We start from the raw sequence: 22,562 nt of genomic DNA on the forward strand, positions 1-22,562 counted from the left end.
AGGGGAGCAAGGTTTTCCTGCCCCCTCGCGTCAGACCTCCGCCAGCAGGGACTCCCAGGCCTTGAGTGCCCGCTCAGCGGACAACTCGTCCGCCCGGTCCAGGGCCCGCTGGTGCAGCCCTTCTCGCCACCGGGCGTCCGTCACCACCCGGCCCAGGGCCTGGGCCATGGCGGCGTCGTCCCCCATGGGGACCAGCACCCCTGCCCGCCCCCCGGCCAGGGCCTCCGAGGGGCCGGAGGGGCAGTCCGTGCTGACGATGGGGCAGCCCAGCGCGAGCGCCTCCAGGAGCACCATGGGCAGCCCCTCGAAGCGCGAGGACAGGGCGAACGCCGTGGCCCGCCGCATCAGCGCGTGCGGGTTGTCCGCGTAGCCCGGCATGAACACGGAGGACTCCACGCCCAGCTCCGCGACCAGCGCCTTGAGCTCCGCCTCCTGGGAGCCCACCCCCAGGATGAGCAGGTTCGTGTCCGTCCCGGCCGCCTTCATCCGGGCGTGCGCGCGGATGAGCATGTCGAAGGACTTCTGCGGCTCCAGCCGTCCCACCGCGATGACCACCGGCTTCTGGAACACCGGCACCGCCCACGCGGGCAGGGGCGCGTCCGCTGCGGCGCGGATGCGGTCCGCGTCGACGAAGTTGGGGATGACCTCCAGCCGCTCGCGGTCCACGTTGACCAGCTCCGCGAACGCCTTCGCGGAGTCGTAGCCACACGCCACGATGCGGTCCATGCCCGGGTAGAGCACCTTCAGGCCCCAGAGCTGGCGCTTGGGCTGCTCGCGGTGGAAGGCGCCCCAGTCGAAGTGCACCATCCCCAACACGGGCTTGCCCAACAGGGCCCCCGCCATCCGCGCCAGCAGGGCCGCCCTGCCCTCCTGCCCGGAGACGATGATGTCCGCCTTGCGCGCCTCATGGAACAGCCGCCAGAACATCCGCGGCAGCTCCCAGCGGCGGTAGGCCTCCACGCCCACGCCCCAGGAGATGGGCACGTCCGCGGGGATGCGCCCGCGCGTGTCCGGCGGCGGTGGCCCATGGTGGAAGAACAGCGAGGGATCGAACCGCTCCCGGTCCAGGCCCGCCAGCACGTTGCACACGGAGCGCTCGATGCCCCCCGTCCCCATGAAGACGAGCGTGAACAACACGCGCCGCCGCCCAGAAGCCGGGACCGCCATCTCTTGCCGCGCCTGCAGTTCCAATGTCTGGGATTCCCGGTAAGAAACGATTTTTTGACCTCCCGCCCGGCGAACGCGTGTCCGGCGAGCCCACCCCTGGAGCCGAGGGTTGATCATTAGCCCACGCACCTTGCGATAGGTAGCGAAGGTCACCTGTCGCCGCCACCCAGCAGACAATTGCACGGCGTCCTTCCAGTGGATCTCCCGGGGGCGCCCACTCCATGTCGAGACAGCGGCCCGTACCGGCCCCCTGATACATCGTTGAAACACCCGCATGGCGCCCTGCCGGGCGAGTTCCAGCGTTGACGCGTCAGAGGGCGCCGGACGTGTCAAAGCGCGGGGCTCGCTGCTTGGGGACGCAACGAGCCCGGGGGCCTGCCAGGAACGGGATTCCGGGTATAGGCTCACAATCCATCCTCGTGAAAAGAACCATCCCCCTCCGTCCCGCCCGTTTCATCGCGCTCGCCCTCCTGGGCGTGCTCGCGGTGGCGGCCGTCATCGCGTATCGCAACGTCCGGACCGCGCGGGCGGTATTGCACCCCGCGCGCCAACCGTTGAAGCCGGTGGCGGAGGGCGCGCTCGCGGGGCGCACGGACGTGGTGCTGCGCACGCGGGACGGCCTGTCGCTGCGCGGCTGGTACCTGCCTTCGCGCAACCGCGCGGCGGTGGTGGTGATGCACGGCTTCGCGGAGAACCGCACGCAGATGCTCTTCGAGGCGGAGGTGCTCTCCCGCGCGGGCTACGGCGTGCTGCTCTTCGACTCGCGCGGCCACGGTGAGAGCGAGGGCGACCTGGTGACCTGGGGCGACCGCGAGCGCGAGGATCTGCGCGCGGCGGTGGACTTCGTCTCGCACCGCGACGACGTGGATGCCTCCCGCGTGGGCGTGCTGGGCTTCTCCATGGGTGGCACCACCGCGATGCTGGCGGCCCTGGAGGACGAGCGCCTCAAGGCGGTGGCCGCCGCGGGCGCGTACCCGTCACTGGAGGCGGACACGCGCTACAGCTACGGCAAGTGGGGGCCGCTGAGCGTCCAGCCGGTGCTCTGGACCCTGCGCCTGTCCGGCGTGGACGTGGACGCGGTGGACCCCATGAAGCGCCTGTGTGACCTGAAGGGCCGGCCGCTGTTGCTGATCAACGGCGACGTCGACGAGTACGCGCCTGCGTTCCTCCAGGACGCGCTCTTCCAGGCCGCGTGCGAGCCCAAGTCCTACTGGGTGGTGCCCGGCGCGCACCACGGCGAGTACGCGAAGAAGGCCCCGGAGGAGTACGCGCGCCACCTGCGCGACTTCTTCGACGCGGCGCTGATCAGCGGCTCCTGACCCCCGCGTCCGGGCCCACCAGCTCCGGCGCCTGCGCGTCCGCCGCGGCGTCTGGCGCATCAACTGCGGCACGCCACTCCGGAGGCGCGTCCAGCGCGGGCCGGCCCTCCAGCAGCTCATGCGGGCGGAAGCCGGCCTTGTAGCGAAGCGAGTCGCACGCCAGCACGCGGTAGCCCAGGTAGACGTAGGGGATGCCCCTCTCGCGCGCCAGCTCCACCTGGAACAACACGCTCGCCTTGCCCAGGGACAGCCGCGCGTAGGCCGGGTCGTAGAAGAAGTACACCGCGCTCCACGCGTGCGGCGTCTCGTCGCACAGGCCCAGGCCCACCAGCTTCGGGCCCGTGGGGTCGCTGTCGTCGTACCAGGCCACCTCGCGCGCGGACGGATGCGGAAAGGCGAACTGGAGCGAGTACTCGCGCGCCCCCAGTTCGGACGCCTCCCAGTCGCGGGAGGATTCGCGCTCCGCGTGCCACGCGCGGTACAGGGCCAGGCGCTCCTCGTCCACGCGCGGCGGGCCCACCTCCACGCGCAGGTGCGCGCACGCGGCGCGGGCCCGGCGCTGGCTGCGGTTGGGCGTGAAGCCCGCCACCGGCACGCGCAGGGACACGCACTCATGACACGACGCGCAGGCGGGCCGGAAGTACTGCGGGCCGAAGCGGCGCCACCCGCGCACGAGCAGGTGCTCGTACTCCTGCGCCGTCACGTTGCGCATCAGCAGCGTCTCCAGGGACGCCTCCCGCCCCGTCAGGTAGCTGCACGGGCGCGGATCTTCGATTTCGTGTGCCAGCAGGACGGCCATCGGTGTTCCCTTCCTGTCGGCCCCAGGCTCCGGCGTCAAGCCATGCCTGCCCGTCCGGCGACCCACCTCTCGTCGGAAACGACCCGTTCAGGTGGGCCGTTCCGTATCCAGAAGTGGCACAGCGACTGCAAGTCCCGGCCTGGAGCCGAACCGCTTGCGGAAGAGGATGAACGCACATGGCCCGCGAGGAACTGCATCCCGGATGGCTGCCGCTGGACCCCGAGGAGGCCGAGGGCCCCCTCTCGGATGACGCCTTCTCCGAGGAGGACGAGGCCTTCCACTCGGCCGCCGGCGCCGACGTCGTGGACGACCTGGACGCGTTCGATTTCGCCGTCGCCAGCTACTGAAAAACCCGTGGCCGGGCAGCCACGGTGTGGCAGGCCTGTCGCGATCCGACCGTGATTCTTTCCGGTCCGCCCCTCGCCGGGGCCGTAGAAACTTCCGAGAAACCGCGAGACCACCGCCCTGTGTTCGCCTCCCCGGACAGCAGGCGGGTAACACCGGACACAGGGGCCGGGGCGCAATGCCCCCGGGTGACAGATTGCCCCACGCGCGGCAGGCCCGGCTGGCTTCTCAGTCGTGGGGCGCCACCGGTATAAACCGGGGCCTATGTCATCAGTCGACGTCTCGGTGGTGATGCCCACGTACAAGCGCGAGAAGGACGTGGTGGAGGCCATCCACTCCGCGCTGCGTCAAGAAGGCGTCCAGGTGGAGGTCATCGTCCTGGACGACTCCGCGGAGGGCACGGCCCGGGACGCGGTGCAGGGCATTGGCGATGCCCGCGTGCGCTACTTCAAGCAGGAGGTGCCCTCCAAGGGGCGCCCCGCGCTGGTGCGCAACCACGGCGCCACGCTGGCCACGGGCCGCTACCTGCACTTCCTGGACGACGACGACATGCTCGCCGAAGGGGCGCTGAAGGCCATGGTGTCCGCGCTGGACGCGCGGCCGGACGCGGGCGTCGCGGTGGGCTGGGTGGTGCCCTTCAGCGAGGATCCGGAGTGGCTGGAGGACAAGAGCAGCTACTTCGAGCGCGTGGCGAAGGTGGGCGCCACCACGCCCAACAGCGCGTGGACGGTGGCGCACATCCTGTTCCTGGGCACGCTGTACGTGAACTCCGCGTGCATGGTGCGCCGCGAATACTTCCAGCCCCTGGGCGGGTTCGATCCGAACATCCCCGTCTACGAGGACGTGGACTTCTACATGCGCGGCATCCGCCGCTACGGCCACGTCTACGTGAACCGGCCCATCCTCAACTACCGGGTGGGCAAGCCGTCGCTGATGAACGATTTGGGCAAGACGGGCGCGAAGGTGGAGAAGTCCGTGGCGGAGTCCAACGCCATCATCCACAACAAGTACCGGCGCGAGCACGGCGAGCTGGAGTACCGGCTGCTGCAGATGGCCACGCGCGCGCTGAAGGGCCGCTTCGGCCTCACGCGCTACCTCCCCCTCAAGCTGCCGTAAGCGTTTCCTGAAAGGGCCTCTCCCCGTGAGCCTGCGTCGTCGTCTCGTTGGAACCGCCAAGCGCCAGTTGAAGCAGACCCTGGGGCCCGTCGTGCAGCGCGCGATGGCCCCCGCGCGCGCCTTCCTCCCCCCGGAGACCTGGGGCCTGGAGTCGCGCGGCGGCCAGGGCCTCTTCCTGGAGGGCGTGTCGCTGTCCCAGTTGGCCAATGAGTACGGCTCGCCGCTGCACGTGGTGCACCTGGCGGCGCTGCACCGCAACGCGGACGCGTTCCAGGCCGTGCCTCCGGGCGCGGCGGGCGGCTGCGAGGTGTACTACTCGTACAAGACCAACCCCGTGCCGGGCGTGCTGTCCGCGCTGCACGCGCGCGGCGTGGGCGCGGAGGTCATCTCCGCCTATGAGCTGTGGCTCGCGCTCAAGCTGGGCGTGGCGCCGGAGCGCATCGTCTACAACGGCCCGGTGAAGTCGGACGCGTCCATCCGCGAGTCCATCACCCGGGGCATCGGCCTGCTCGCCGCGAACCACCGCGAGGAGCTGGACGTCTTCTCCCGCCACGCGGCGGAAGTCGGCAAGCGCCCGCGCGTGGCCGTGCGGGTGACGACGATGTCGGGCTGGACGTCGCAGTTCGGCACGCCCATCGCGGGAGGCCAGGCGATGGCGGCGTACCGGCAGGCGATGGCCTCCGGCAACCTGGACGTGGTGGGCCTGCACGCGCACCGGGGCGAGCTCATCCGCACGGAGGCGGAGCTGGAGGGCTTCGTCGGCGCGGTGCTGGACTTCGCGGACGAGCTGCACCGCGAGCTGGGGTTGGACCTGGAGGTGCTGGACCTGGGCGGCAGCCTCTGCACGCCGACGGTGGAGCACATCGAGCAGCGGGACTGGCGGCTCAACCTCACCTTCCAGCGCGACCTGCCCGCGCCGGACCACGCGGCGGCGCTCTCCATCGAGCGGTACGTGGCGAAGGTGGTGGCCCAGGTGGAGGCGCACTACGCGAAGAAGGGCCGCAAGCGCCCGCGCATCTTCCTGGAGCCGGGCCGCGCGATGACGGGCAACACGCAGCTTTTGCTGGGCCGCGTGCACGCGCTCAAGGAGGGCGGCGAGCGGACGTGGGCGGTGCTCGACATGGGCATCAACCACGCCGAATGCGTGCGCAACGAGTACCACCAGCTCTTCCACGTCGAGCGGCCGGCCGCGCCGGCACACAAGGCGTACACGGTGGTGGGCCCCATCTGCACCCCGGCGGACACGCTGTACCACGCGGTGCGGCTGCCGGAGCTGAAGGTGGGCGACACGCTGGCCATCATGGACGCGGGCGCGTACTTCGTGCCCTTCGGCACGTCCTTCTCCTTCCCGCAGCCGGCCATCGTGGGCGTGGAGGGCGGGAAGGTGCGGCGGCTGCGCCGCGCGGAGACGCACGAGGACCTGATCACCTTCGATGACCTGGTGCCCTCGGCGTCTCGCGCCGCGGGGTGAGGCCCCCTAGCGGTTGAAGACCATCATCCGGAGGAAGGCCCGGGGGTGGCGCGCGGCACCGTAGGAGATGGTGGCCAGCTCCACCGCCGCGGGCATCATGTCGTCCCGGTCGATGAGCGGATCCACCGCCGTCTCCTTGTGGGTGTTGAACCACTGCCGCCACTGCCGGGCCTCGTCCGCCGGCAGCGCGCCGGACAGCCGCTGGAGGTTGAGCAGCATCTCCAGCGCGATGCGGTTGCAGAACACCGCGTCCTCGTGCGCGGCGCTGGCGTCGCGTGCATCCTCCACCGCGCGCTTGAGCGCATCCTTGTCCCCGGTGGCCGCGTGGTACGCGAGCAGCGGCAGGGGCAGCCCCCGCGCGATGTCGAAGCCCATCTGCCCGTAGAAGCGCGGGTTGAAGTCGATGAGCAGGTACGAGTCCTTCGTCTGGATGAACTCCACCTCGAAGACGCCGTGGTAGCCCAGCTTCTTGCACAGCCGGGTGAGGCCCGCGACGAGGTCCGGGCGCAGCGGCGCGGACTCGAAGCAGACGCCCACGCCCAGGCGGCGCGGACGCTGGAGGACCTTCATCGCGGCGCGGGCCTCGAAGAGCTCGCCGGACTCATCCACGAAGCCGGAGAGGCTGTAGATGCCCTCCGCGGCCTCCGGATGGAACTCCTGCACCATGGGGTTCACCACGGCCGGGTCGAACTTCACGAGCATGGGCGCGTAGGTGTCCCGCGCGAACTCGCGGTACTCGCGCGCCAGGTCGTCCGGGGAGGACACCGGCTGGCCCTTGCGGTGCGTGGCGTGGAGGATCTGCGTGGTGGGCTTGAGCAGCACCGGGAAGTTCGCCTCGCGGCGCACCGCTTCCAGGTCCTCCTCCGACTGCGGGAACCAGGTGCGCGGCAGGTGCAGCCCCACCTCCGTGCCCACTTCGTAGAGGCGGCGCTTGTTGAGCAGGCCGTACACCGCGTCCACGCCCGGGTCGTAGAGGTGGAAGAGGTCCTCCAGCTTGGAGCGGTGCGCGGCGATGAGCCACGCCAGCTCGTCGCTCGTCGGGTAGAGCACGTGCTTGACGGGCTCGCGCAGGCCGAAGTCCACCAGCCACTGGAGGAAGGCCTCCGGCTGGGACTCCGGCGGGCACTGCACGCGGCGGCTGACGAAGCGCGAATAGCTGGCCGGGTCCAGGCGGCCGGTGTCCGCCACCGTCACATCCACGCCGTGGCGGCCCAGACACCGGGCGGCGGCCAGGGTGCCGTAGAAGTTGGCGGAGAACAGCAACGCCGGGGGCCGGGCCGCGATGACGGCCGCGGGGGCCTCATCGGAGTAGGCGGCCTCTTCCATCTCATGCTCCAGTTTCGCGGGGTCGGCCTCGTGGCGCGGGCGCGCGGAGGAACGACGGGATTGACGGTGGGGACGCTGCGAGAGACGGCCCCCCCCGAGCGCGGAGGTCGACGGGCCGGCGGCGGACGAGGTGCTTGCCATCAGCCCCGCGGCGAGAAGCGTCAGAAGGTGCCTGGTCATGTCGAGCCGTCTGCTTCCAGCGATTCGGGGGGCCGCCGGAGTTCCAATTCCCGACAGACTACCTTTTTCGGCGACGCTTGGGACCGGCCCCGCACGATTGCACCCCCAAGGAGTGAGTGACCGGGCTCACCCCGGAGTGCCGCCGGGCGGGCTCCAGCGCAGACAACCCCGGGTCAGGAGCCACGCGTCGGTGGCGACCCCTGGGGTCATTCGTGCAAGGCGCACGGCGGACTCGGCGAAGGCGTCCGGAGGCGCGGTGTGGCCCTCCTCGCGCGCGGCCTTCCATGCCGCCTCCCATGCCTGGAAGAAGGCGTGCATGGGGTCGCCAGGGCGGACGCGGCGGCGCAGGTCGCGGGGCAGCCAGTCGCGCAGGAGCAGCGGCGCGAAGCCCCGGGAGAAGTCGGTGTGGAAGAGGAGGCCCTCGCGCGTGGGGACTTCCGTGCCCGGCGTCCGCCGCAGCAGGTGGGCCACCAGCACCGCGCCGTCCGTGTCGGAGGAGCCTTCCACCAGCAGCCCGCCGGGCAAGAGGTGCCGCGACATCGCGCGGTGGGCCTCCGGGATGCGCTCTGGCGGGCCCTGGCGCAGCAGGTTCATGGCGCGCACCAGGCGGGCGGGTTCGTCCGGTGACAGCGGGAGCGCGAAGCCGCCCTCGCGAAAGTGCGTGCGCGCATCCGCGTGGTCTCGCGCGGCGGCCGTGGCGCGCTCGGAATCCAGCTCAACGCCCACCACGGACAGCGCCGGGTTCAGCGCACGGAAGGCCGTGGCGCTCTCCAGCGTGGTCCACGGGTGCTCACCGAAGCCCACGTCCACGAAGACGGCGCGGGCCCACGGGCCGTCGTCACGCGTGAGCAGCGGGGCCTCGGACTGGCAGAGGTACGCGTCCAGCGCGCGCAGACGCCCGCGTGCGGTCCTCCCCCGGGTGCGGGTGTCCAGCTCCTGAGCCATGGACCCACTGTAGCGCGGGACGTCATTGGTGGGCCCGAGCCGTAACACGACATGTCACAACCCGTGTCACAAGCCTGGTGACCGTTGGGGATTCTCCCTCTGGAGCCGGGGGCGCGCGGCCGAGAAAGAGATTGGCATCACCGCTGCACAGGGGAGCCGCCGGTGCCGAGGTCCCGTGGCATCCGTGATCGCAGTCCCCTCGAAGGTGATTGGCCCCCGTTCCTCTCATGATCTCTTCCATCTTCAAGCGCACCTCCCTCCTGGCCGCCCTCCTCCTCTCCACCCCCGTCCTCGCTGGCGAGCCCGCGTCCGCGTCCGCCACCGCCTGCACCCAGCTCAAGGACGAACTGGTGAAGCGCGCGGAGGCGCAGGGCATCGCCCTCAACCACGAGCAGATCCGCACCCTCTCGTCGGACGAGGGCACCTTCGTCGCGACGAACATCGCGGGCTTCGAGAAGGTCCCCGACACGGAGTACGCGAAGGGCGTGGACGTGGCCTTCGTCTACATCGACTCGCCCGAGGCGGGCGTCCCGGCGGGCCACTACCGCGTGAACGTCCAGGCCAAGCCGGAGGACATCCGCGTCGGCAAGTACGAGGCCACCGCCACCCTCTTCGACATGGATGGCAAGGAGGTCGCGCAGCGGGCCACGCGCATCGAGACCTTCGCGACGCCGCTGAAGTCCGCGGCCTACGGCAACCAGCCGCTGCGCTTCGGCATCCAGCAGCAGACCATCAACGACTGGAACATCCAGCGCTTCCGCGGAACGGTCACCCTGATCATCGTGCGTCCGTGGGGCGTGCTGGTGCTCGACCTGTTCAACTCGTACACGGAAGTCTTCTACGGCTGGTAGGCCGCATCCCGCCGTCGGGAGCCCCATGGGTTCCCGGCGGTGCGGTTTTCGTCCCGCTCACGGCGCCCCTAGAGTGCGGGATTCGTGAGCCCTCCGTCCGCGACCTGTCCCCGCTGTGGCGCCCCCCGCGTGGCGGGGCCCGAGTGCCCGGCGTGCGGCGTCATCTACCTGCGCGCGGAGGCCCGCGCCGCCACCCAGCAGGCCGAGGCCCGCGACCGCGAGGCCCGCGAGGCGGCCCAGCGCGAGGCCGAGGACCAGCGCGCCGCCCTGCGAGAGGCGCTGGAAGCCCACACCGTCCCCACATTCGTGTCCCCCCTGGTGGCGGCCCGGCCCCCACCGGACCCGGCCACGGAAGGCAGCGCCTTCCTCGGCAACCCCGCCGACGATGAGGAACTGCTGGAGGCGCGGCTGCGGCTGGCGGCGTTGCCCGTCGCGCTCGGCATCGCCTGGCTCGCGGTGGGCTCCCCCTTCTTCCATTTCCTGTTCCGCATCTTCTTCACGATGCCGGTGCACGAGCTGGGGCACGCCGTCACGGCGTGGTTCTGCGGCTTCAGCGCCATTCCCACGCTGTGGGTGACCCAAGTGTCGGCCGAGCGCTCGACGTCCCTGAGCGTCATGCTGTCGGGGCTGCTGGGGGCGATCGTGTGGCAGGGCTGGAAGCACCGCCGGTGGACGTGGCTGGGCGTGGGCGCGGGGCTCCTCGCGGTGCACTGGACGGGCAGGTTCGGGGTCACCTCGGGCCAGGCCCGCGCCATCATCTCCTTCGGTGGCGACGCGGGCCTGATGGTGCTGGGCGCGCTGCTGATGGCCACGTTCTACGTGCCGCCGGGCCACTATCTCCACCGGCACCAGCTGCGTTGGGGCTTCCTCGTCATGGGCGCGGCGGCGTTCATGGATGGCTTCGAGCAGTGGTGGGCGGCGCGCACGAACGTGGACCGCATCCCCTTCGGCCGCATCGAGGGCGTGGGCCTGAGCGATCCCAGCACCCTGGTGGAGACCTACCACTGGACCGTCGGCAACGTCATCCGCGGGTACGTCGCGGTGGGCGTCGTCTGCCTCGCGGCCCTGGGCGTGCTCTACGTCGTCTCCCTCTGGCGGGTCCGCGACGTGCTGCGCGGCTGAGGCGCGGCCTCGCGCCAGTTCCCGAAGGGCCACTCGAAGCCCGGCGTGCTCAGCACCTCCGGCTTGCGCGTGCCCCGCCAGCGCAGGGCCTCGCCGGGCCGGAGCAGCAGCGCTTGCGGCCCCTGGCCCTGCGCCTTGCGCACCTCGGCCAGCCGCTCCGGATACGGATCCGCGTCCGGGTTCTCGTCCATGTTGCTCGCACCCTCGACGGGCTCGCCCGGATAGCCGGCGTAGCGCGGGCCCATGCCCTCGCGCCAGTACCAGGGAGCGCCGCCATCCGCGCAGGGCACCACGTAGCGCGCGCCCAGGAGCGCGCCGTAGCGCAGCGCCTCCTCCGGGCCCGCCATCAGGCGCTGCGGCGTGGTGAGCGCGTCGCGCGGCACGTTGACGAGGAACGCATCCAACGTCGTAAAGCCGAAGAAGATGGGCGGCAGCCGGAAGCCGCGCACGCCGCAGAAGAGCACGTCCACCGGCCCCTGCTGCTTGCGCACGCGGCGGCACACCGCGTCCATGTCCCCGCGCACGTCATGGCCCGCGTCCGCGAAGAAGGCGGCGGAGAAGTCCTTCGAGCGCACGAGCCACGTGTTGCCCTCGTTGTAGAGGTCCGGGTGGGGCCCCTCGCCGTCAGTGGGCTGCTCGCCGTGGAAGGGCAGCGCGTGCACCGTCACGTCACCCACCTGCCGCGTCTCGCCCCAGCGAAGGGGCTCCACGTGCGTGAAGCCCAGTTGCTTCAGCCGCAGCGCGCAGTCCGTGGAGAAGAGGCTCTCGCGCGCCACCGCCGGCACGAAGATGCGCGTGTCGCGAGGCAGGGGCAGCAGCGAACCCAGGTGGAAGTGGTCCCCGTGTGAATGGGTGATGACCACCGCGTCCACCCGGCCCAGGTCCGACGCCTGCAACGACCCATAGCCGGGCAGGTCCGCCTCGCCGGTGGGGCGGAAGTACGGGTCCACCAGCACGCGCCCTTCCCTGCCCGACACCAGCACCGTGTTGTGCCCCACGAAGAGGGCGCCCGGCCCCGGCACGTCCACCGGCCCCGTGTGGCGCACGAGCCAGCCGGCCTGCGACAGGTCTCCAAGCAGCTCGCCCAAGACGGGCACGGTGGCCAGCGCGCGCAGCTCCTCACGGGTCGCGCCGCGGGCGAGCGCCGCGAACAGGTCCGCCACCCCGGGCCAGTCCTTCGCGCGCACTGGCACGTCCAACCCCAGGGAGTCCTGGCGCAGGTGCAGCACGCGCGGGCGGTGGCGCAGCGGGTCCGGGAAGAGGACGTCCTCGCGCAGCACGCGCCGGCCCATGCGCCGCTTCGTGCCCTGGCAGAGCGCGGCGTAGCGGGGCGTGTCCTCCAGCCAGCGGATGAGCGCGTCCGCCTCGCGCAGCGCCCCCTCGCGGCCCAGCGCGGCGATGTGGCGCTTCAGCGGCACCTGCGCGCGGCGCACCGGGCGCGCGGTGGGCCCCTGGATGCTGCACCCCAGGTCCTCGTGATGGTCGGCCTCCGTGCGGGCGGAGGCGAGGACGGCCAGGCTGACGCCGCGGTGCAGGGTGAATCGCATCCGTGCGACGTCGCATGGCGCCCCGCCCTTCGCAAGGGCCTGCGCTTGCGACCGGCCGCCGGGCCGCCCGCGACCTCGCGGGTTGTGGGCGCCCCATGGAGGCCGGTACCCTTCCGCGCACCCATGGTCCACCCCGCCGAGCCGCTCCCGCCGGAGCCTTCCGTCCCCCTGTCCTCCGTGCCCGACGCCGTCGCGCCGCGCTTCCGCTTCCTGCCCGCGGTCGGCACGTGGAAGTACCACCTGCTGCTCGCGTCGGTGGCCATCTTCATCCTGGGCCCGCTGGGCGGCGTGGCCGCGTCGTACATGAACTTCAGCCTGGGCTTCTTCGTCGCCAGCCAGGTGCTGTCCGGCATCCTCGGCAGCGTCGTCACCTACGGCTACGGCGCGGAGGGCAAGCACGGCGCCAACTACATGCAGACGATGGCCGCGTCGGTGGCCTCGCTGTGCGCCATGTCCGTGCTCATCCAGTCCATGGTGTGGCTGGGCATGCCGCAGCCGCCCGCGTGGCAGTTGATGCTCTTCGTGGGCTGCGTGGGCATGTTCGGCGTGGGCGTGGGCATGCTCTACACGCCGCTGCTCGTGGACCGGCTCCAGTTGGACTACCCGTCCGGCTACGCGGTGGCCAACATCCTGCGCGCGCTCACGGACAAGCGCCTGCTCAAGGCCTCCATCGCGAAGCTGGGCGGCGGCACCGGCCTGGGCATCCTGGCCGCGTGGCTCACGGAGAAGGTGGCCGCGGTCGCCGCGCTGAGCGTGAGCAGCTCCACGGTGGGCGCCGGCATGGTGGTGGGCAGCCGCATCACCGTGCCCGCCATGCTCATGGGCCTCATCGGCTACGCCATCTCTCCGTACCTCCAGAGCATCGGGTGGCTGGGGCCGAATGACCCGTACCGGAAGATCGGCTTCCTCATCTCGCTGGCGATGATCTGCGGCGCGGCGCTGGTGGACCTGGCGCTGCTCGCGGTGCAGGCGGTGGACCGCATCCGGGGCCGCGCGCAGGCGCCCGCGGACAACGAGCCCGCGTGGAAGAAGGTCAACGTGCCCCGGCTCATCGCCTGGGTGGTGGGCTGGGGCGCGGCCGTCGTCGTGGTGGCCACGCAGGTGCTGAACCAGCCCCCGGGCTTCATCATCTTCGGGCTCGTGCTGTCGCTGCTCTTCGTGCTGATCAACGGCATCGCCTACGGCATCAGCGACAACAACCCCATCTCCAGCGCCTTCGTGGTGTCGGTGCTGCTGATGTCGCTGTTGGGCCTGAAGGATCCGCTGGTGGGGCTGATGGCGTCCTCCATCCTGCTCATCTCCACGTCGGTGGGCTGCGACATGCAGCAGGACCGCTCCACCGGGTGGCGCCTGGGCACCAACCGCGTGGTGCAGTTCCGCTACCAGGTGCTGGGCATCTTCATGGGCGCGGTGCTGTGCGTGGTGCTGGCGCGCGTGTTCATGGGTGCCTACCCCGTGCTGTCCGTCAACCAGTTGGACCATCCGGACGTGAAGGTGGCCCAGTGGAGCTCCGCGATGACCTACAAGTTCGTGGGCGCCATCCGCGACCTGGGCACGCTGTCGGCGCACAAGGTGACGGCGCTGCTCGTGGGCCTGTCCATCGGCTTCACGATGGAGGTCATCCGCAAGGTGGTGCGCCGCCGCCCCGCCTACCTGAGCTACGTGCAGGGCTCGCGCACGGGGTTCGGCGTGGGCTGGACCCTGGACTCGCTGGTGCTGGCCAGCCCCTACGCGCTCGCGTTCGGCGGCTTCATCGCGCTGCCCGCGGCCATCTGGTTCGGCATGGGCGGCATCCTCACGTCGCTCTTCAACACCGTGTCCAAGCGCTTCCGCAAGGAGCCCGCGCCGGGCGAGGCGGTGCTGCCGGAGGACATGAGCACCATGTCGCTGGTGGGCGGCGGCCTCATCGCGGGCGAGTCGCTCTTCTACCTCTTCGTCGGCCTCGCCGGCCTGCTGTCCCTGTTGGGCTGAAGCCCCCTGTCCCGGAGCACGGCTTGACTTTCCGTGCCTCCGGGAGCACTTCTTGTCCCGTGAACCTCGTCATCACCACCACCGCGACCACGACCACCACCGCTTCGGCGGGCGTGGGTGCGGTGCGCGTGTCGGTGTCCTGACGAGCGCACGGTTTCCCGCCCCGCCGAAGTCCGGCCGGGGCGACCGTGCAACCTCACACGCCCCGTGTCCGGCCCCGGCTGCTTCATCCCGACCGACACACGGAGACGACAATGCTCGACGAACACGACCACCGCGCGCTGGGCCAGCGCCTGGACCTCTTCCACCTGCAGGAGGAGGCCCCGGGCATGGTGTTCTGGCACCCGCGCGGACTGATGCTGTACCGGCTGCTGGAGGACCACGTCCGCCAGCGCATGCGCGAGGAGGGCTACCGCGAAGTCCGTACGCCGCAGCTGTGCTCCCAGCCGCTGTGGGAGCAGAGCGGCCACTGGGAGAACTTCCGCCAGAACATGTTCTGCATGCCGGAGGGCGACCGGCACCTGGCCCTGAAGCCGGTGAGCTGCCCGGGCCACATCCAGTTGGTGCAGCGCATGGCGCCCAGCCACCGCGACCTGCCCCTGCGCCTGGGGGAGTTCGGGCTGGTGCACCGCAGCGAGCCCAGCGGCGCGCTGCACGGGCTGTTCCGCCTGCGCCAGTTCACGCAGGACGACGGCCACATCTTCTGCGCGGCGGAGCAGGTGGAGGCGGAGGTCATCCGCTTCGTGCGCTCGCTCAAGGCGTTCTACGCGGGCTTCGGCTTCGACGACGTGCAGGTGGCCTTCTCCAGCCGTCCGGCGATGCGTGCCGGAGATGATGCGCTGTGGGACCAGGCGGAGGCGTGGCTCCAGTCCGCGGCGAAGCAGGCGGGCCTCCAGTACGTGGACCAGCCCGGCGAGGGCGCCTTCTACGGGCCCAAGCTGGAGTTCGTGCTGAAGGACCGGCTGGGCCGCGCGTGGCAGTGCGGGACGATCCAACTGGACCTGGTGCTGCCGGAGCGCTTCGACCTGCACTACGTCGGCGCGTCCGGAGAACGCCTGCGCCCGGTGATGCTTCACCGCGCGCTGTTCGGCAGCCTGGAGCGCTTCATCGGCGTGTTGCTGGAGCACCATGGCGGTGCGCTACCGGCGTGGCTCGCGCCCGAGCAGGTGGTGGTGGCCTCCGTGGGAGCGGGGGCCGCCGCGTACGCGGAGAGCCTGGCGGCGCGGCTGCGGCTGGCCGGCTGCCGCGCGCGAGCGGACGTGCGGGACGAGTCCCTGTCGAAGAAGGTCCTGGGCTCGCACGAGGACGGCGTGCCGTTCCTCGCGGTGGTGGGTGGCCGCGAGGTGGAGTCGAAGGGCGTCCGCCTGCGGCAGCGCGATGGCTCACAGCGCGACCTGCCCTGGGATGACGCCGTGGCGTGGCTGTCCGCCGCGTGCCAGCCAGCCGTGGCGGGCTGAGCGGCCGTCCATGAAGCACCGCCCGGTGCTCCCTTCCCGTACCCGGAGGGGGCGCCGGGCCTTCCGCGGGTTCAGGAGTAGAGGCTCAGGTATTCCAGCGGCTCGCCGGGCCGCAGCAGCGTGAGGGGCTCGGAGGCGACGTCGTCCAGGCTCAGGAGTCCCACCGCGTGGTTCTCCGCGTCCACGACCACCAGGCGGTTCAGGTGGTGCTGCTCCATCAGACGCTCGCCGGCCTCCAGCGGCGCGTCCTCCGGGCAGGTGACCGGGTCCCGCATCGCCTCGCGCACGGTGGTGACGTCGGGGTCATGTCCGTGGACGGTGGAGCACAGGGAGAGCTCGGAGTCGGTGAGCAGGCCCACCACCCGGCCGTGCTCCGTGACGGGCAGCGCCCCCAGGCTGGCGGTGTCCAGCCGTTCCGCGGCGGAGCTCAGGCATTCATCCGCGTCGATGGTCTTCACGTCCCTCTGCATCAACTCCGAAATCCGCATGGGCAGACCTCCTGATGACGCGCGCCCGCGTCCCGGAGCAGTACAACCGGCGCACGGACATCCAACCCATTGCCCTGAAGGCCCGCTGTTCCGTGAGGAGCAGAACCGAGCCGCCGGGCCTCTGCCCGCCCGCCTGGTATAGGGTGCGACGCGAAGGCCCGAGGTGCATCCAAGGCCGTGCTCCGGGCTCCAGGCCCGAAACGTGGAGGAGGACCCATGGCGGACAAGCTCATTCTTTCCAACGACGAGTGGCGCAAGCGCCTCACCCCCGAGGAGTTCCAGGTGCTGCGGCAGCACGGCACCGAGTACCCGGGGACGGGCTGTTTCCTCGGCACCAAGACGCCGGGCACCTATGTGTGCGCGGGCTGCAACAACCCGCTGTTCAAGGCCGGGACGAAGTTCGAGTCCGGCACCGGCTGGCCGTCCTTCACCCAGACGCTGTCGGAGGACTCCGTCACGGAGATCCGCGACGTGTCGCACGGGATGATTCGCACCGAGGTCCGCTGCGCGCGCTGCGACGGCCACCTGGGCCACGTGTTCCCGGACGGCCCGCCGCCCACGGGGCTGCGCTACTGCATGAACTCCGTGGCGATGAAGCACGTCCCGGAAGGCAGCCCCATCGAGCTGGTCAAGGCCTGAAGACGCGTCTCCCCTCCTCTGCGAGGATGGGAGACCATGCGACGACTTCCGGCCCTGCTCACCGCGCTTCTGCTGGGGGGCGTCTCCCAAGCGGCACCCCCCTCGAAGGCCGCATCGCCCCAGGTGACGTGGCTCTATCAGGACCGGCTGGCTTCGCCCTGGGAGGACCTGACGTGGGCCGGCGCGCACGCGATGGGCGCCACCGTGTCAGTGACGCTGGGGCCCTGGGAGGCGCTGTACTTCGGCCACCCGGGCTTCGACGTGGCACCGGAGGACACGCTGGTGCTGAAGGTGAACGGCGGGAAGGACGGCGCGAACGCGGCGGTGCGAGCGCGCGTCGTCATCGGCTCCGAGCAGCCCGTGGGCGTGCCGCTGGGCCCCACCTGCGAGGGCGGCGCCATCCCGGCCCGGAAGTGGACGACCTGCCGCGTGCCGCTGGCGAAGCTGCTGCCTGAAGGCCGCACGCGCATCACCGGCCTGTGGCTCCAGGAGGACAGCGGCAAGACACTGCCGCCGCTCTCCTTCGACGACATCGGCATCGAGCAGGGGCCCCGGACAGTCACCGTCACGCTGGAGACGCCCTCCGTCTTCCTGGCGCCGGGGGCCACGCACGCCTTCAGCGCCACCGTGACGAACAGCAAGGACACGGAGGTGACATGGAGCGTGGAGCCCGGCAACGAGCGGGGCACCATCAGCGCCGCGGGCGTCTACACCGCGCCTCGCAAGCCGGGCACGTACCGGGTGATGGCCCGGAGCAAGGCGGACCCGAGCCAGGTGGCCCAGGCCAGCGTGGTGGTGAGCGCCTCCACCGTCGCGAAGGGCCCACCGGGCCAGGGCGGCAAGTGGGTGTCGGGCTACTACACGGGCTGGAACGCGGATGACTACCCGCCGGAGAAGGTGGACTTCAGCGCGCTCACGCACATCCTCGTGGGCCGCGTCACGCCGAAGGCGGACGGCACGCTGAGCACGAAGTTCGACAACGACCGGGGGCCGGAGATTGCCCGCACGCTGTCGAAGCGCGCGCACGCGGCGGGCCGCAAGGCGATCATCATGGTGGGCGGCTCCGGCGAGCATGACGGCTGGGTGGGCGCCGCGTCCGACGCGAACCGCGCGAAGTTCGTCCGCTCGCTGCTCAAGGCGATGGACGACTTCGGCTACGACGGGCTGGACCTGGACTGGGAGCCCGTGGAGAAGGAGGACCGGCCCAAGCTGCTGGCCCTGGTGAAGGCCCTTCGCGAGGCGCGGCCGAAGATGCTCCTCACCTTCCCCCTCCACTGGATCAACACCAACTTCCCCACTGACGCCGACCCCTGGTTCGCGGAGCTGGCGACGCACCTCGACCAGATGAACCTGATGTCCTACGAGATGATTGGCGCGTGGGACGGCTGGAAGTCCTGGCACACGTCCGCGCTGAAGGGCGAACAGGGGCTGCATCCCACGTCCATCGCGTCCAGCCTGGACCTGTGGGTGAAGGCCGGCATCCCCAAGGCGAAGCTGGGCATCGGCATCCCCTTCTACGGGCTCGCGTGGCGCCACATCACCGGCCCGTATCAGCCGTTCACGAACTGGTCCGACTACGTGGGCGGGGACAACTCGTTCACCTACAAGAAGATCCTCCGCTACTCGAAGCAGGGGAAGTACCAGTGGGACGAGAAGGCCCAGGCCAGCTACGTGACGTTCGCTCCGGACAAGCTCGTGGAGGACGGCACGGTGACGTGGATCTCCTACGACAGCCCGCAGGCCATCGCCGCCAAGGGCGCCTTCGTGAAGCAGGAGGGCTACGGCGGCACCATCATCTGGACGCTCAACCAGGGGTGCACCGATCCGGAGACCGGTGCCAACCCCTTGCTGGACGCCGTGCGGGACGCCTTCCTGAAGTGACGCGAGGCCTGAGTCAGCCCAGGGTGACGCGGGCATTGCGGAACATGCGCATCCAGGGGCCGTCCTCGCCCCACTCCGCCGGGTGCCAGGAGTGCTGCACGGTGCGGTGCACGCGCTCCGGGTGCGGCATGGTGATGGTGAAGCGGCCGTCCTTCGTGGTGATGCCGGCGATGCCGTGCGGCGAGCCGTTGGGGTTGGCCGGGTACTTCGCCGCCACCTGGCCCCGGTTGTCCACCCAGCGCGTCGTCACCAGCCCGGAGGCGTTGAAGCGCGCGGCGGCGTCCGCGTTGGCGAACTCCGCCCGCCCCTCGCCGTGCGACACGACGATGAGCATCCGGCTGCCCTCCATGCCCTTGTAGAAGAGCGACGGCGACGGAGAAATCTCCACCGTGCCCAGGCGGGCCTCGAACTGCTCGGACGCGTTGCGCACGAAGCGCGGCCAGCCGTCCGCGCCGGGGATGAGCTCGCGCAGCTGCGCGAACATCTGGCAGCCGTTGCACGCGCCCAGGCCAAAGCTGTCCGGCCGCGCGAAGAACTCCGAGAAGGCGTCGCGCGTGCGCGGGTTGAAGAGGATGGACTTCGCCCACCCGCCGCCCGCGCCCAGCACGTCGCCGTAGCTGAAGCCGCCGCACGCCATCACGCCGTGGAAGTCCTTCAGCGACACGCGGCCCGACAACAGGTCGCTCATGTGCACGTCCACCGCGGCGAAGCCCGCGCGGGTGAACGCCGCCGCCATCTCCTGCTGGCTGTTGACGCCCTGCTCGCGCAGCACCGCCACGCGAGGCCGGGCCCCCTTGGCGATGTACGGCGCCGCCACGTCCACCTTCGGGTCGAACGTGAGCTTGGGCGACAGGCCCGGGTCACCCGCGTCGCACTTCGCGGCGTACTCCTCCTCCGCGCAGGTGGGGTTGTCGCGCAGCTTCTGGATTTCGTAGCTCACGCGCGACCAGGTGCGCTTGAGCGCCACCGTCTCCTCCGCGAGCAGCTCCCGGCCGCCGTGCCGCACGCGCACCACCTGCTGGGACGTGGGGCGCCCCAGTTCGTGGACGTGCGCGCCCAGGCCGTGGCGGGTGAGCACCTCCCGCACGCGAGCCACGTCGGACGCGCGCACCTGCACCACCGCGCCCAGCTCCTCGTTGAAGAGCGCCGCCACCGCGTCACCGCCCAGATTCGCCAGGTCCACGTCCAGGCCGCAGTGGCCCGCGAAGGCCATCTCCGCGAGCGTGGCCCAGAGGCCGCCGTCGGAGCGGTCGTGGTACGCGAGCAGCACGCCCGCTGCGTGCAGCTCCTGCACCGCCGCGAAGAAGCCCTTCAGCGCCTCCGCGTCATCCACGTCCGGGCACTCCGGGCCCACCTGCTGGTGCACCTGCGCCAGCACGGACGCGCCCAGGCGCTGCTTGCCCTTCGCCACGTCCAGCAGCAGCAGGCGCGTGTCCCCCGCCACGTCCACCGGCTGCGGCGTCAGCGTGACGCGCGCGTCCAGCACCGGCGCGAACGCGGTGATGATGAGCGACAGGGGCGCGGTGACAGCCTTCTTCTGCCCGTCCTCCTGCCACTGCGTGCGCATGGACATGGAGTCCTTGCCCACCGGGATGGCGATGCCCAGCGCGGGGCACAGCTCCATGCCCACCGCGTGCACGGCCGCGTAGAGGTTCGCGTCCTCGCCGGGGCTGCCCGCCGCCGCCATCCAGTTCGCGGACAGCTTCACGTCCGACAGCTTCCCGATGCGCGCCGCCGCCAGGTTGGTCAGCGCCTCGCCCACCGCCATGCGCGCGGAGGCCGCCGCGTCCACCAGCGCCACTGGCGTGCGCTCACCGAGCGCCATGGCCTCGCCCGTGTCGGACATCAGCGACGACAGCGTCACCGCGCAGTCCGCCACCGGCACCTGCCACGGGCCCACCATCTGGTCGCGCGCGGTGTGGCCGCCCACGGAGCGGTCGCCAATGGTGATGAGGAACGACTTGTCCGCCACCGTCGGATGCGACAGCACCGCGTGCGCCGAGGCCTTCAGGTCCGCCGGGATGCTCAGCGGCGCGTGCTTCAGCGGGCGCGACGCGAAGTCGCGGTGCATGCGCGGCGCCTTGCCGAAGAGGACGTCCATGGGCAGCGCGATGGGCGTGTCCCCCAGCTCGCGGTCCGTGAGCGTAAGCACCTGCTCCGCGGTGGCCTCGCCCAGCACGGCGAAGGGGGCGCGCTCGCGCTCGCACAGCGCGGCGAAGCGCGGCAGGTCCTCCGGCGCCACGCCCAGCACGTAGCGCTCCTGCGCCTCGTTGCACCAGATTTCGACCGGGGACATGCCCGGCTCGTCGTTGGGCACCTCGCGCAGCTCCAGCCGGCCGCCCAGGTCGTTGTCGTGCGCCAGCTCCGGCAGCGCGTTGGACAGGCCGCCCGCGCCCACGTCGTGGATGGAGCGCACGGGGTTCTTCTCGCCCAGCATCCAGCACTGGTCGATGACCTCCTGGCAGCGGCGCTCCATCTCCGCGTTGTCCCGCTGCACGGAGGCGAAATCCAGGTCCGCCGCGCTCGCGCCCTGCGCCATGGAGGACGCCGCGCCGCCGCCCAGGCCGATGAGCATCGCCGGGCCGCCCAGCACGATGAGCTTGTCACCCGCGCGCAGCGGGGCCTTCTTCACGTGGTCCGCGCGGATGTTGCCCAGGCCGCCCGCCAGCATGATGGGCTTGTGGTAGCCGCGCACCTCCACGCCCTCGGGCGTGGGCACGTGCTGCTCGAAGCTGCGGAAGTAGCCGGTGAGGTTGGGCCGGCCGAACTCGTTGTTGAACGCGGCGCCGCCCAGCGGGCCGTCCACCATGATGTCCAGCGCGGACACGATGCGGTCCGGCTTGCCGTAAGGCGCCTCCCACGGCCGCGCGTACTCCGGCAGGCGCAGGTGGCTGACGGAGAAGCCGGTGAGCCCCGCCTTGGGCTTCGCGCCGCGCCCGGTGGCGCCCTCGTCGCGGATTTCCCCGCCCGCGCCCGTGGCCGCGCCCGGGTACGGCGAGATGGCGGTGGGATGGTTGTGCGTCTCCACCTTCATCATGATGTGGGCCGGCTCGCGCACGGTGCCCCACTCGCGCGCCTCGCCCTGCGGGAAGAAGCGCTCCACCTCGAAGCCTTCGATGACAGCCGCGTTGTCCTTGTACGCGGACAGCACGCCGCCCGGGCTCTGGGCGTAGGTGTTCTTGATGGCCTGGAACAGCGAGCGCTCGCGCGGCTGGCCATCCACCGTCCACGACGCGTTGAAGATTTTGTGGCGGCAGTGCTCGCTGTTCGCCTGCGCGAACATCATCAACTCCACGTCGGTGGGGTTGCGCTTCAGCTCAGTGAAGCGCGCCACCAGGTAGTCGATCTCGTCCTCCGCCAGCGCCAGGCCCAGCTCGCCGTTGGCCCTCGCCAGCGCCGCGCGGCCTCCGCCCAGCACGTCCACGCGCGTGAGCGGCCGGGGCGAGTCCGTGCGGAACAGCACCTCCGCGTCCTCCAGCCGGGGCAGCACCGCCTGCGTCATCCGGTCGTGCAGCACCGCCTGCACGCCCTCCGCCTCGTTCGCGTCCAGCTCCCGGCCACCGGGGCCGGTGAGGAAGAACGCAATGCCTCGCTCCATGCGGCGCACCTGGGTGAGGCCGCAGTGGTGCGCGATGTCCGTCGCCTTGGAGGCCCAGGGCGACACCGTGCCCGGACGCGGCACCACCAGCAGCAGCGTGCCCGTGCGCTCGCGCTTCGCCGTGTGGGGGCCGTACTCCAAGAGGCGCCCCAGCCGCTCCGACGCGTCCTGCGTCAGCGGCGCGGACGCATCCACGAAGTGCACGAACTCCGAGTAGAGGGTGGCCACCGTCGGCACCCGCTCCCGGCAACGGGCGAGCAGCTTGGCGAGCCTGAATTCGGAGAGGGCCGGAGCCCCGCGCAGCGTGAGCATGAAGGTCCTTGCGAACGGGTGACGGGAG

The 22,562-nt window shown here is 71.2% G+C and carries 17 protein-coding genes; 10 read left to right on the forward strand and 7 right to left on the reverse strand.

Features of this window, described 5'->3' with window-relative positions; translation table 11 throughout:
• Positions 1-30: 30 nt before the first annotated feature.
• Complete coding sequence (locus ACX114_RS28460) at positions 31-1,137, reverse strand: glycosyltransferase (protein WP_459289621.1); 1,107 nt, start codon at positions 1,135-1,137, stop codon at positions 31-33.
• 449 nt (positions 1,138-1,586) lie between these two features.
• On the opposite strand from ACX114_RS28460, the gene ACX114_RS28465 reads away from it, so the two are divergent.
• Positions 1,587-2,486 (forward strand): alpha/beta hydrolase, encoded by a 900-nt coding sequence (locus ACX114_RS28465; protein WP_459289623.1) that lies wholly within the window; start codon positions 1,587-1,589, stop codon positions 2,484-2,486.
• Here ACX114_RS28465 and ACX114_RS28470 read toward each other — a convergent pair.
• Positions 2,473-3,285 (reverse strand): arginyltransferase, encoded by an 813-nt coding sequence (locus ACX114_RS28470; protein WP_459289624.1) that lies wholly within the window; start codon positions 3,283-3,285, stop codon positions 2,473-2,475. The genes ACX114_RS28465 and ACX114_RS28470 overlap by 14 nt on opposite strands.
• Positions 3,286-3,461: 176 nt before the next feature.
• Here ACX114_RS28470 and ACX114_RS28475 point away from each other — a divergent pair, with 176 nt between their 5' ends.
• From ACX114_RS28475 to ACX114_RS28485, 3 genes are all read left to right on the forward strand, one after another.
• The gene (locus tag ACX114_RS28475; RefSeq protein WP_459289626.1) at positions 3,462-3,632 is read left to right on the forward strand and encodes a hypothetical protein; all 171 of its coding nucleotides are present in this window, start codon (positions 3,462-3,464) and stop codon (positions 3,630-3,632) included.
• A 262-nt stretch (positions 3,633-3,894) separates the two neighbouring features.
• Positions 3,895-4,746: a glycosyltransferase family 2 protein gene (locus ACX114_RS28480; RefSeq protein WP_459289628.1), complete on the forward strand. Its 852-nt coding sequence runs from the start codon at positions 3,895-3,897 to the stop codon at positions 4,744-4,746.
• Between the two features lie 25 nt (positions 4,747-4,771).
• Positions 4,772-6,217, forward strand: coding sequence for a type III PLP-dependent enzyme domain-containing protein (locus tag ACX114_RS28485; RefSeq protein WP_459289630.1), 1,446 nt, complete (start codon positions 4,772-4,774; stop codon positions 6,215-6,217).
• 6 nt (positions 6,218-6,223) lie between these two features.
• On the opposite strand, the gene ACX114_RS28490 is transcribed toward ACX114_RS28485, so the two are convergent.
• Both ACX114_RS28490 and ACX114_RS28495 read right to left on the reverse strand, forming a co-directional pair.
• Entirely contained in the window at positions 6,224-7,543 is a 1,320-nt protein-coding gene (locus ACX114_RS28490) for a carboxylate--amine ligase (RefSeq protein WP_459289632.1), read from the reverse strand.
• A gap of 306 nt (positions 7,544-7,849) precedes the next feature.
• Positions 7,850-8,668 (reverse strand): methylase, encoded by an 819-nt coding sequence (locus tag ACX114_RS28495; protein ID WP_459289634.1) that lies wholly within the window; start codon positions 8,666-8,668, stop codon positions 7,850-7,852.
• 227 nt (positions 8,669-8,895) lie between these two features.
• Here ACX114_RS28495 and ACX114_RS28500 point away from each other — a divergent pair, with 227 nt between their 5' ends.
• Both ACX114_RS28500 and ACX114_RS28505 read left to right on the forward strand, forming a co-directional pair.
• The gene (locus tag ACX114_RS28500) at positions 8,896-9,519 is read left to right on the forward strand and encodes a hypothetical protein (RefSeq protein WP_459289636.1); all 624 of its coding nucleotides are present in this window, start codon (positions 8,896-8,898) and stop codon (positions 9,517-9,519) included.
• A gap of 84 nt (positions 9,520-9,603) precedes the next feature.
• Entirely contained in the window at positions 9,604-10,641 is a 1,038-nt protein-coding gene (locus ACX114_RS28505) for a hypothetical protein (protein WP_459289638.1), read from the forward strand.
• Here ACX114_RS28505 and ACX114_RS28510 read toward each other — a convergent pair.
• Positions 10,596-12,188, reverse strand: a complete 1,593-nt coding sequence (locus ACX114_RS28510; protein ID WP_459289640.1) for an MBL fold metallo-hydrolase — start codon at positions 12,186-12,188, stop codon at positions 10,596-10,598. The two genes, ACX114_RS28505 and ACX114_RS28510, sit on opposite strands and share 46 nt — an antisense overlap.
• A 123-nt stretch (positions 12,189-12,311) precedes the next feature.
• On the opposite strand from ACX114_RS28510, the gene ACX114_RS28515 reads away from it, so the two are divergent.
• A complete protein-coding gene (locus ACX114_RS28515; RefSeq protein ID WP_459289642.1) occupies positions 12,312-14,159 on the forward strand; it encodes an OPT/YSL family transporter in 1,848 nt (615 codons plus the stop codon).
• Between the two features lie 254 nt (positions 14,160-14,413).
• Positions 14,414-15,616, forward strand: coding sequence for a threonine--tRNA ligase (gene thrS, locus ACX114_RS28520; protein WP_459289644.1), 1,203 nt, complete (start codon positions 14,414-14,416; stop codon positions 15,614-15,616).
• A 71-nt stretch (positions 15,617-15,687) separates the two neighbouring features.
• Here the strand turns inward: thrS and ACX114_RS28525 are convergent, their stop codons facing one another.
• Entirely contained in the window at positions 15,688-16,104 is a 417-nt protein-coding gene (locus tag ACX114_RS28525) for a CBS domain-containing protein (RefSeq protein WP_459289646.1), read from the reverse strand.
• Between the two features lie 216 nt (positions 16,105-16,320).
• Between ACX114_RS28525 and msrB the strand changes: the two genes are divergently transcribed.
• Positions 16,321-16,743: a peptide-methionine (R)-S-oxide reductase MsrB gene (gene msrB, locus ACX114_RS28530; protein WP_206791476.1), complete on the forward strand. Its 423-nt coding sequence runs from the start codon at positions 16,321-16,323 to the stop codon at positions 16,741-16,743.
• Between the two features lie 36 nt (positions 16,744-16,779).
• Positions 16,780-18,624 (forward strand): glycosyl hydrolase family 18 protein, encoded by a 1,845-nt coding sequence (locus ACX114_RS28535; RefSeq protein ID WP_459289648.1) that lies wholly within the window; start codon positions 16,780-16,782, stop codon positions 18,622-18,624.
• A gap of 13 nt (positions 18,625-18,637) precedes the next feature.
• Here the strand turns inward: ACX114_RS28535 and purL are convergent, their stop codons facing one another.
• Positions 18,638-22,534, reverse strand: a complete 3,897-nt coding sequence (purL, locus tag ACX114_RS28540; RefSeq protein ID WP_459289650.1) for a phosphoribosylformylglycinamidine synthase — start codon at positions 22,532-22,534, stop codon at positions 18,638-18,640.
• Positions 22,535-22,562 lie beyond the last annotated feature (28 nt).

This window comes from Corallococcus sp. M7, assembly GCF_054512695.1.

Coding starts and splice junctions, on each gene's coding strand:
- ACX114_RS28480 (WP_459289628.1), top strand. CDS start 3,895: ATGTCATCAGTCGACGTCTCGGTGGTGATGCCCACGTACAAGCGCGAG.
- ACX114_RS28470 (WP_459289624.1), bottom strand. CDS start 3,285: ATGGCCGTCCTGCTGGCACACGAAATCGAAGATCCGCGCCCGTGCAGC.
- ACX114_RS28515 (WP_459289642.1), top strand. CDS start 12,312: ATGGTCCACCCCGCCGAGCCGCTCCCGCCGGAGCCTTCCGTCCCCCTG.
- ACX114_RS28535 (WP_459289648.1), top strand. CDS start 16,780: ATGCGACGACTTCCGGCCCTGCTCACCGCGCTTCTGCTGGGGGGCGTC.
- thrS (WP_459289644.1), top strand. CDS start 14,414: ATGCTCGACGAACACGACCACCGCGCGCTGGGCCAGCGCCTGGACCTC.
- ACX114_RS28495 (WP_459289634.1), bottom strand. CDS start 8,668: ATGGCTCAGGAGCTGGACACCCGCACCCGGGGGAGGACCGCACGCGGG.
- ACX114_RS28525 (WP_459289646.1), bottom strand. CDS start 16,104: ATGCGGATTTCGGAGTTGATGCAGAGGGACGTGAAGACCATCGACGCG.
- ACX114_RS28490 (WP_459289632.1), bottom strand. CDS start 7,543: ATGGAAGAGGCCGCCTACTCCGATGAGGCCCCCGCGGCCGTCATCGCG.
- msrB (WP_206791476.1), top strand. CDS start 16,321: ATGGCGGACAAGCTCATTCTTTCCAACGACGAGTGGCGCAAGCGCCTC.
- ACX114_RS28500 (WP_459289636.1), top strand. CDS start 8,896: ATGATCTCTTCCATCTTCAAGCGCACCTCCCTCCTGGCCGCCCTCCTC.
- ACX114_RS28475 (WP_459289626.1), top strand. CDS start 3,462: ATGGCCCGCGAGGAACTGCATCCCGGATGGCTGCCGCTGGACCCCGAG.
- ACX114_RS28510 (WP_459289640.1), bottom strand. CDS start 12,188: ATGCGATTCACCCTGCACCGCGGCGTCAGCCTGGCCGTCCTCGCCTCC.
- purL (WP_459289650.1), bottom strand. CDS start 22,534: ATGCTCACGCTGCGCGGGGCTCCGGCCCTCTCCGAATTCAGGCTCGCC.